The organism is Mesorhizobium sp. M1E.F.Ca.ET.041.01.1.1, assembly GCF_003997355.1.
Classification (GTDB): domain Bacteria; phylum Pseudomonadota; class Alphaproteobacteria; order Rhizobiales; family Rhizobiaceae; genus Mesorhizobium.
This window is the reverse complement of sequence record NZ_RZSL01000208.1, coordinates 1-9,570: the sequence shown is the minus strand read 5'-3', so window position 1 is coordinate 9,570 and position 9,570 is coordinate 1. Positions and strand designations below refer to the sequence as shown.

Sequence of the window (9,570 nt, the reverse complement as noted above, 5' to 3'; positions counted from 1 at the left end):
GGCGCAGGTTCTCGTCGGTTCGAAGCCGGACGAACAGACGCTGGAGCGGCTGGCAAAAGTCTGCTCGGGCGCCTGCCGTCCCATCGACGACAAGCGGGGCACCATCGAATTCAGACGAAAAGTCGCGGGCGTGCTGGCGAAACGGGTCGCCGCCACCGCTTATGAGCGTGCAGGAGGCAAATGATGGCCGGTGTAGCGGTTTCAACGACAATCAATGGCGATCACGTCGAGTATCTCTGCCAGCCCGACGAGACGCTGCTCGAAGTGCTGCGCGACCGGCTGGGGCTCACCGGCGCCAAGGAAGGCTGCGGCACCGGCGACTGCGGCGCCTGCAGCGTCATCCTCGACAACCTGCTGGTGTGCTCCTGCCTGGTGCTCGGCGCGGAAGCGGAAGGCCGGCAGGTCGAGACCATCGAGGGTATGGCGCACGGCGACCAACTGCACCCGCTGCAGCAGAAGTTCCTGGAGCATGCGGCGCTGCAATGCGGCATCTGCACCCCCGGCTTCCTGATCGCCGCCAAGGACCTTCTGGCGAAGAACCCCTCGCCTACCGAGGAGGAAATCCGCTTCGGGCTGGCCGGCAACCTCTGCCGCTGCACCGGCTATGACAAGATCGTGCGCGCCGTCCAGGACGCGGCAAACGTGATGAAGGGAGCCTGAGATGAATTTCGATCCGCGCTATTCGGGACGCAGTTTCTCTTCGGTCGGCACGCGCCCCATCCGCCCCGACGGCGTCGACAAGGTGACGGGACGCGCGCGCTACGGCGCCGACTTCAACATGGCCGGGCAGCTCGTGGGCCGCATCCTGCGCAGCCCGCACGCCCATGCCGTCATCAGGAAGATCGACACCTCGAAGGCGGAAAAACTCGCCGGCGTGAAGGCGGTGATCACGGCGAAAGACCTGCCCGACCTCACCGACGGCGATGCCGCGATGTACGACATCCTCGACAACTCGATGGCGCGCACCAAGGCGCTCTATGACGGCCATGCGGTGGCCGCGGTCGCCGCGATCGACGCCCGCACCGCGAGACAGGCGCTGAAGCTGATCGAGGTCGACTATGAGGTGCTGCCGCATGTGACCGATGTCGACGAGGCGATGAAGCACCACGCGCCGCTCATCAACGACGCCATCTTCACCGAGGGGCTGGAGGAAAAGCCCGTAAAACCGTCCAACGTCACCAAGCGCACGCAATACGGCCATGGCGACGTCCATCAGGGTTTCGCCCAAGCCGATTTCGTCGTCGAGCGCTCCTTCAAGACCGAGCAGACGCATCAGGGCTATATCGAGCCGCATGCCTGCGTAGCGAGCGTCAACCCGGATGGCACCGCGGAGCTGTGGGTCTGCACGCAAGGGCATTTCGTCTACCGCCAGCATTGCGCCCAGTTGCTCGGCATGGAAGCCTCGAAGCTGCGCGTCACCTCCTCCGAGATCGGCGGCGGCTTCGGCGGTAAGACCCATGTCTGGGCCGAGCCGGTGGCGCTCGCCTTGTCGCGCAAGGCCGGCCGGCCGGTGAAGCTGGTGATGACCCGCGACGAGGTTTTTCGCGCCTCGGGTCCGACCAGCGCCACCTCGATCGACGTCAAGATCGGCGCGAAGAAGGACGGCACGATCACTGCGGCCGAAGCGACGCTGCGCTATAGCTGCGGCCCCTATGCCGGCATGTGGGCCGAGATCGGCGCCATGACGGCGTTCGCCTGCTACAAGCTCGAGAACGTCAAGACCGTCGGCTACGAGGTGCTGGTCAACCGGCCGAAGACGGCGGCCTATCGCGCGCCCTCGGCGCCGATGGCGGCGTTCGCGGTGGAAAGCGCGGTCGACGAGCTCGCCAAGGAGATCGGCATGGATCCGGTCGATTTCCGCATCAAGAACGCGGCCCAGGAAGGCACCCGCGCCTCCTACGGCCCGGTCTACGGCCCGATCGGCATCGGCCCGACGCTGGAAGCGGTGAAGAACCATCCGCACATGAAGGCGCCGCTCGGCCTCAACCAGGGGCGCGGCATGGCCTGCGGCTTCTGGTTCAACTTCGGCGGCCAGACCTGCACCGACCTCAACATCGGCATGGACGGCTCGGTCTCGCTCGCGGTCGGCACCGTGGACGTCGGCGGCTCGCGCGCGTCACTGTCGCTGGTGGCGGCGGAGGAGCTCGGCATCGACTACAGCCACGTCAAGGCGATCGTCGCCGACACCTCCAGCCTCGGTTACAACGACATGACCGACGGCAGCCGCGGCACCTTCTCGTCCTCGATGGCGACCATCTCGGCCGCCCGCAACGCCATCAAGGTGCTGCGCGAGCGCGCGGCGCAGATGTGGGACATTCCGGTCGACGACGTCGCCTGGGAAAAGGGCCATGCGGTCGCCAAGGGCGAGAAGCACGGTAATCTGGGAAAACTGTCGCTGAAGGAGATCGCGGCTTCCTCCGGCAAGACCGGCGGGCCGATCGCCGGCCACAGCGAGCTCGTCGCCGACGGCGCCGGCGTGTCCTTCGCCACCCATATCTGCGACATCGAGGTCGACCCCGAGACCGGCTCGACCAGGGTGCTGCGCTACACGGTGGTGCAGGACGCCGGCAAGGCGGTGCACCCGACCTATGTCGAGGGCCAGTACCAGGGCGGTGCCGCGCAAGGCATCGGCTGGGCGCTCAACGAGGAGTATATCTACGGCAAGGACGGGCGGCTGCAGAACCCCGGCTTCCTCGACTACCGCATCCCGGTGTGCTCCGACCTGCCGATGATCGACACGCAGATCCTGGAGATTCCCAACCCCAACCACCCCTACGGGGTGCGCGGCGTCGGCGAGACCTCGATCGTGCCGCCGCTGGCGGCGATCGCCAATGCGGTGTCGAACGCTGTCGGCGTGCGCATGACGCACATCCCGATGTCGCCGCCGCGCATCCTGGCGGCGCTCGAGGCCGAACGGGAAGGCTGATGCTGAAAAACGCGAAGCGATTTTCAGCTACGGTCCAATGAGGATCTGAGGCTAATGGTCGAAGTCACGCTCTGGGGCTCGCTCGGCGCCGCCGCCGGAGGCCAGAGCAAGCTCGACATCGAGGCTAAGGACATAAGGGAGCTGTTCCGGAAACTTTCGGAACAGTATCCCGCCTTCGAACCCCTGATCGATCGCGGCATAGCGGTCGCGATCGACGGGACGATCTATCGCGATACATGGTCGAAAGAGCTGCCGCCTGGGGCGGAGATTTTCCTGCTGCCGAGATTGGCGGGGGGGTGATGTAGGGAAGCGGCGGATAAAGTGTAGCACAGTCAGACTTTCGCACTTAACCTATGCATTTGCCATTTTCACTAAATAAACGGCTTTGACAAACCTCGCAAGGTACCTTTCAAGACTAATATTGATTCGATTTCAAGGATCAGCGTTTTGAAACATCCAGTACACCCGTGGAGCAATCTGGCTGGCCCACCAGTTCGTAGCTCTCCTGCGATCGGGCCTGACGACCGCAACCGCAGAGACTACAGCGGATTCATAAAACTACGACTTGCTCATAGCAAAGGAAGAACCTATCTCATCCCAGACGTACTAATTGGGGTCAGTGAACTTCGGTTTTTCTTGCCAAGCTTTTTCTCGCCACCGCTCATCGCGTTTAACGTCGAGGATGATCGGCATATTGCCGATTTCAGCTTGGACATTGGCCCACCTCGCGCTTCCAATTTTGCAAGGCTCTTGGTGAGAGTCCGGTCTGAGGATCGAGTTTTGAACTACGAAGACGGAGCCCAACTCTATCGGTGTACGTTTGATGGGCCGAAAAGACTTGCAAGCTTGGCGACAGGGCTCTGTCGACGGACACCAGACGGCGATTTCGCGCTTAGACTATATCATCACACTAATCGGGCCGCGGCTGCGAACATCAGGAGGACCAACGAACTTTGGTCATCACAATGGAATTTAGCAGGCACGCGCAATCTGCTCAACGTCGCTTATGGCTATTTCACGCCCTTGACCAATATAAATAACGAGCAAGACCTTCGCCGGATAGCGATGTCCTCCGATGAATTCATCAATTTTCAGACGACATCGAGCAGTACTAGAGAGAAGGTCCTGTCTCTAAAAGTCTATCGAGGAAGCACGACGGACAGAGTAGCTACTATTGGCTTCGACTTGCAATGCGCAGTAGTAGCACCTAACCATCTATACTTTCATCCGAACGTTGGCACAAACCCAGCCTACTATGAAGTGGTAGGACCCGAAATTGTGCGAGTCGGCGTTCGACCATCCGCCAAACTTCTCATTTCCGGGTCAAACATTGAGATCGAAAAGGCAGATCTCAAACGCTTTGAATATGTTATTTTGGGTGATACTGGGACGCTCGATGGGTTGGCGGCTCCTTACAACGAGGAAGAAACAAAAGAAGTTGCTATCCTGGAAAAGCTTAACGCACGCAATGACTTTTTTCAATTTTGGTGGACAAATCAGAATACCGACCAGGTCACAGGTCGATCATTTGAGCACCGTGAAATCGATAGCAAATAACATATGATGGTTGCCGCGCTGTTTAGCGCGGTCGAAAGTGCGCTCTTCTTCATCAGTTGCGACTTTGGCGCGCCGGTGCAGTTGGAGATTCATAGTTGCCTAGGAATTGATCGCATCGAGGCGATCAAAACCAGGCGACCCGTAGATGCGTATCTCGTGTCCTTCAAATGCGGGCCGTATATCGGCCACACCCAATGTAAGAAAGCTTTGGTTGATCTCCCGTTCGAAGTCAGCCTGAAACTGCTGCTCAAGACCGTCGCCCGTTGCAGCGTAGCTTTCGATGATTCGAGGGTCGCCAAGTGCAAAGTGTTTTTGCGGACCTGTCGCATCCTCACGGATCACCGGCCGCTCCACAATCGCGAAAAAAGTCGCTGAACCCACTGTCACCTGCGCGGAATAGAGCAGCCGTTCCGCGCCTACTGGAACCCTCTCAACATCGGTAAATTCAAGAGTGCAGGCTACTCCTCTGACGGCAGCAATCTCTTGAAAGCGGCCCAACTCTGCCGAAGCTCGCACCACATCTGCAATTGAGAGTTCAACATCGTCCGTGGAGAGCGAACGAAGGAACTCCAGAACCGGGTAGAGCTGGTGCCAGCGACCGTCCGCAGCTTTTCGCGCTCGACCTCCGTAGATGCGCCTGCCCCCGGCCCAAATTTGCATGTCCGTGTCACTGCTTGTGACAAGCGTCAATAATCGGACGTGCGCCACCAACGCACCTAAACTTCGGCGCTCTTCGATTGTGATTTTGCTGTTGAATTGAACGCCGTTGTCGCTGGTTGACCAAACTAGGTCCAAGAACTCAGAGCTGAAGCGTGCATAACCTCTCGGAAAGGTCGTAAACGCCGCCTTCCCCGGTATCACAATCGGGGTGTCTTTATTCTTTGCCCGAATTCTGATCTGGCAACTATACCAAGTTGCGGGCGATGCCGTTAGGGTCGCGGTGCCGGCGAGCAATTGGCCACGTTTGTCTGCAGTCCAAACCGCTTCGGAACAAACTCGAAATTTTGTATTTGCACCTCACCAATACCCAGAAAAACTTTGGCAACTTCGTCCGCGTTTTCAACTTGGAAACTGAATTTAATTGAAGCGTGACCTTCCTCATATCCAACTGACCGAAAGATGTTTAGCTTCTTACTTTGATAGTCGACACCGACCGCTATGATCGTCTGCTCAATCCATTGGACCAGGTCTTCGGTATGGTCGTCGCTACCATCGAATGAAATCGCGAGCGTTCTTTTGTGAAGCTTTTCGCCCGCTAGATCTGCCAGGCGTATCGCCTTCAAGCTTTCCGTTATCAGATCGCCCCAAATGTGACGCGCATATATTCGTCGTTCACCCGACGCAGGTCGATGGAAAAGAACGATGAACCAAGGATGGCCCTGTTGGGCCATTCGGCGAGCGTTCGACAAGGTGATTGACGTGCTGCGATAGCGACCAATCGTCGATTTTATTTGTGCATATGCAGAAAGACCAGCTGGTTGTGCCTCCGCCGGCACGAAGTTTGGGTCCGGCGGAAATTCAACGAGGCAGTCCCAGCCTGTCTCATCCTCGTTGACGACCTGTGGATACACGCCAGCATTTGCGCAAATAGTGGCGAACTCATATTCGCTGGCTTTATCAACGCGAGGCTTTCTCCCCATTCCCTTACTCCAATACTGCCGATCACACTGCGGAGAACCGCTCAACTAAGGTGAGACAGGAAAGAATATGATTCCGGCCCAATCGACTCTAGTGATCCTAAGTGCTCATTCCTACGTGTTAGGAGACCTATTTTCCTGTAGGTTCACTGTTTCTTCCAACGTTAACCTTTCAAGAGTGAGAAACGTTAGTGTAGACATGCTTCGCCTCGATCGCCTGCGCGACCAGTTTGCCTTCGGTTTTGGATCTACACCGAGAATAGTTGAGCAATCTCTCGAAATAGAACAGAACCTTTCCGCAGGTATGACGCCAGGCCTCTATCGCATCGCGAGGGTAACCCTTTCGGTTGACGGCGATGGGGAAGACGTCGACCCCCAACAATTTAGCGTTACCTTCCCCCCTACCGTTATTTTTCAAATACGGTCTGCAATTGAAATCCCTGCTTCTCCAGAAACAATCGCAAAGCGGGCAGAGGCCATAATTTTCCGGCGGTCTTTGCTCGCTCGAAAGCCACATATCGTTAGCCCTCTGGAAGAATCGGATGAAGGACTACGTTTCCTGGTCCGCGTATTCGGTGTCGGTTGCCTGATTCACCAATCCCAACAGCTAGAGGGCTTTTCCATATTTCCGCTTGGAGTTGGACTTTCACATCGCGACATGTGGGAGATTGTAAACGGCTTCCTCGAAAGCGACGGATCTGAGCCGCTACCCTTTATTGAGACCACCGAACAATCATTTCAGGCGTCAACTCCGATATTCGTTATCTCATACGAACAAGTGGTCGCCGACAACGTCGACGCAGCGTTCAAATACTGCGCGCAGCACGCTCAACGTGTCTTCAGCATACTGGGTATAGACCGAGGGCAAAAGCCTAGAGCGTTCGCCTATGTGGTTGCTCAGTATGATACGAATCGGTGGTGGCATGAGTTCGTTTTTCCCGGCTACAGGGGCAATTTTGCTGTTGACTTCAATCCAGTTGAAACTGGCAATTTGATAGAGAGATTGCTCCCAAGACTGGAGACGAGTCCATTTTCTCGACTGATTGTCGCCACCTATGCGGATGCTACCGCAGAACCCGAATACGGATTTGCGGTTTTGCGCTTTTGGTCAGTGATGGAACTTGTCGCGGAACATAGCATTCCAGGCGGCAAACCAGTCCATCACCCAGATGGATCGCCAATTCTGAAGGCGAACGGAAAAGCCGAAACCACGAACAGCAAACATGGCAGGGTTTACGAATACATCCTAGCGGGTGGCACCTATGAAATGTTTGGGAACTACGTTGAAGAGGGCGTCCAAAAAACGTTGTACATAGGGGGTTCTACAAGCACCAGTGCCCAATCGGCCACCGAAGCTATCGCCCTGTGGGATATGGTTCGCGCCGTCTACGCAGTCAGGAATTCAATCGCACACGAAGGCCAGTTTGATATTGCTAAGGCGCAGGCGGGCGACGAGTATGAGCGGTTAGCAGTCCGCCTCATGACCGGCGCACAAGGAGTGACGCCCTTGGAATATATCAAGTGGCAGGCACGGCGCGCCATTTGGCGAGAGATTTAGCCACCGCCAAAGGATCGTACCATCCCGCAATCGCTGCTCAACCAACACCTGCGAAGAGCCTTCGCCGCCCCCTAAGCCCCCAGCGTCGGCTCCGTATTCACCTCCAGCGCCTCCTCCGCCTCGTCCTCCTCGCCAAGCACATCGCCCTTCACCGCCAGCGGGCGGCCTATCCAGATCGGGTCGACCAGGTGGTCGCGCTTGGGGTTGGTGGTGTTCGGGTGGATGAGGATGCTCAGGCCGCCGTGGTTCAGCATCAGCCACGGAACCAGCGTCGCGAAGATCTCGTTGGCGAACGAGACCTGGTACATCGCCTGCTGATGCGGGCCGACCGGCTCGTCGCGCCAGTTGCCCAGGCGCACGCGGAAACGTTCGCCGATGCGCAGGCGCAGCCATTCGGCCTGCTGCCGCTCGGCCGGCCCGTCATAGTAGATATGGGCGTGATAGCTGGCAATCTCCGCGATCGGCCTTGGACTGACTTCGTTCACCTCAATCCCCCCTTCGATGACATAGCGCCCGGCAGAAGCTTACCCGAAGCGCGGACGCTTTGTCTGTAGGGGGTGCAGGGCAATCGCATATGGCAGCGCTGCCCCCTCTCCGTCCGCTGCGCGGCCACCTCTCCCCCATTTCATGGGGGCGAGGAAACGCTAATCGCTGACGTCGCGGCCTTGAGAGCCTGGGTTCCTCGCCCCCACAAAGTGGGGGAGAGGTGGCTCGGCGAAGCCGAGACGGAGAGGGGGGCGCCATATGCGATTGCCCTGCCACCCGACGGGCCCCTCGATCCTGTCCTTCAGCAGTCGAGGCCGTCGACCCCTTACCTCCTCAGCCCAATGCTCATGCCGCTGAGATCGGCGTTAACCTGCAGGCCCACCTGCCTGCCGGTGAGCTCGAGCTCGGCGCCCTTGTCGTTGGTCATGACGATCACCTGGGCGCCTCTGCCGAGCGCGCCGCCGCCGCCCGCCGCGCCGTACACGCCGGTCACGTCGCTGGCGCGGCGAATGTGGCGCACCTTGCCCTTGAAGTAGGTCTTGGAGGCGCCGAAGGCGAGGCCGCCCGAAATGCCGCCGATCGAGATGGGATAGTTGCGGCCGTGGAAGGTCAGCGTGCCCTCACCGCCGGAGCCGCCGATGAAGAAGGCCGCCTTGTAGACTGCGAAGCGGATCGTGCCGCTGTCGGCATGCGCGGCGCCGGCGAAGCCGACGCACGCGGCGGCGATGGCGGCAACCGCGACTGAACGAAACCTGGACGAAATCTTCATGATGAGAACTCCTCGAGATCGCCGCCCAGCCCAGCCGGCCCGGGCATGTCGGCATCGTATCAAACACATAGCTGAACAGTTCTAGACCGTCATTGGTTCCAGGCACGCGGCGCTGAATCAGCCGCCGGACGGCCGCCACGAAACGGGCATCGCCCTGCCCCATCTAACGCCGCCCGCCGCCGCGTCCGCTCGAACCCCACAAGGCGCGCGTGATGAGGTTGCGCTTCGCCTTGCGCGGGATCAGATCGACATCGCTGACCAGCTTCGCCCCGCCCTCGCGGCGCTCCAGCGTGATCTTGCGGCTGTGGAAAGCTTCGAGCTCTGCACGGTGCGCCACGCTGATGATGGTGACCTTCGGCAGCTCGCGGACCACTGTCCGCATCATCTTATCCTGGCTCTTCTCGTCGAGCGCCGAGGTCGCTTCGTCGAGCACGACGATATCGGGGCTGTGCAGCAACAGGCGCGCGAAGGCGAGGCGCTGCTTTTCGCCGCCCGACAGCGTCTGGTCCCAGGGCGCCTCTTCCTTGAGCCTGTCCTTCAAATAGTCGAGGCCGACCTTGTCGAGGGCGGCGTTGATCTCCTTGATTGTCCAGTTGTCTGCGGCGGCGGGATAGGCGACGGCGCTGCGCAGCGTGCC

10 protein-coding genes and 1 pseudogene are annotated in these 9,570 nt (G+C 59.1%); 6 read left to right on the top strand and 5 right to left on the bottom strand.

The features are described 5' to 3' along the window. The 5 genes and pseudogenes from EOA38_RS18105 to EOA38_RS18085 all read left to right on the top strand — a co-directional run. Positions 1–184 (top strand): annotated as a pseudogene (locus tag EOA38_RS18105) (xanthine dehydrogenase family protein subunit M); the annotation flags it as partial. Beyond that, on the top strand, positions 184–660 hold the full coding sequence (locus tag EOA38_RS18100) for a (2Fe-2S)-binding protein (RefSeq protein WP_127299857.1): 477 nt from the start codon (positions 184–186) through the stop codon (positions 658–660). The pseudogene EOA38_RS18105 and the gene EOA38_RS18100, both read left to right, overlap by 1 nt. Position 661: 1 nt before the next feature. Further along, positions 662–2,926, top strand: a complete 2,265-nt coding sequence (locus EOA38_RS18095; RefSeq protein WP_126094484.1) for a xanthine dehydrogenase family protein molybdopterin-binding subunit — start codon at positions 662–664, stop codon at positions 2,924–2,926. Positions 2,927–2,980: 54 nt separating this feature from the next. After that, positions 2,981–3,226, top strand: a complete 246-nt coding sequence (locus tag EOA38_RS18090; RefSeq protein ID WP_126094485.1) for a MoaD/ThiS family protein — start codon at positions 2,981–2,983, stop codon at positions 3,224–3,226. Between the two features lie 480 nt (positions 3,227–3,706). Next, positions 3,707–4,483 carry a hypothetical protein gene (locus EOA38_RS18085; RefSeq protein WP_126094486.1) on the top strand — a complete coding sequence of 259 codons (777 nt, stop codon included), beginning with the start codon at positions 3,707–3,709 and terminating at the stop codon, positions 4,481–4,483. A 99-nt stretch (positions 4,484–4,582) separates the two neighbouring features. On the opposite strand, the gene EOA38_RS18080 is transcribed toward EOA38_RS18085, so the two are convergent. Together EOA38_RS18080 and EOA38_RS18075 are read right to left on the bottom strand one after the other, a co-directional pair. After that, positions 4,583–5,437, bottom strand: coding sequence for a hypothetical protein (locus tag EOA38_RS18080; protein WP_127299856.1), 855 nt, complete (start codon positions 5,435–5,437; stop codon positions 4,583–4,585). Beyond that, positions 5,413–6,123, bottom strand: coding sequence for a hypothetical protein (locus tag EOA38_RS18075; protein WP_127299855.1), 711 nt, complete (start codon positions 6,121–6,123; stop codon positions 5,413–5,415). The genes EOA38_RS18080 and EOA38_RS18075 overlap by 25 nt, the downstream gene beginning before the upstream one ends. Positions 6,124–6,319: 196 nt before the next feature. Between EOA38_RS18075 and EOA38_RS18070 the strand changes: the two genes are divergently transcribed. Then, positions 6,320–7,678, top strand: coding sequence for a hypothetical protein (locus EOA38_RS18070; RefSeq protein WP_126094488.1), 1,359 nt, complete (start codon positions 6,320–6,322; stop codon positions 7,676–7,678). A 71-nt stretch (positions 7,679–7,749) separates the two neighbouring features. On the opposite strand, the gene EOA38_RS18065 is transcribed toward EOA38_RS18070, so the two are convergent. The 3 genes from EOA38_RS18065 to EOA38_RS18055 form a co-directional block, all read right to left on the bottom strand. Then, positions 7,750–8,163, bottom strand: a complete 414-nt coding sequence (locus EOA38_RS18065; protein ID WP_126094489.1) for a DOPA 4,5-dioxygenase family protein — start codon at positions 8,161–8,163, stop codon at positions 7,750–7,752. 326 nt (positions 8,164–8,489) lie between these two features. Continuing rightward, positions 8,490–8,933: a hypothetical protein gene (locus EOA38_RS18060; protein WP_126094490.1), complete on the bottom strand. Its 444-nt coding sequence runs from the start codon at positions 8,931–8,933 to the stop codon at positions 8,490–8,492. Positions 8,934–9,096: 163 nt separating this feature from the next. Continuing rightward, positions 9,097–9,570: ATP-binding cassette domain-containing protein (locus tag EOA38_RS18055; protein WP_127299854.1), on the bottom strand; the 474-nt coding region annotated here is incomplete at its 5' end.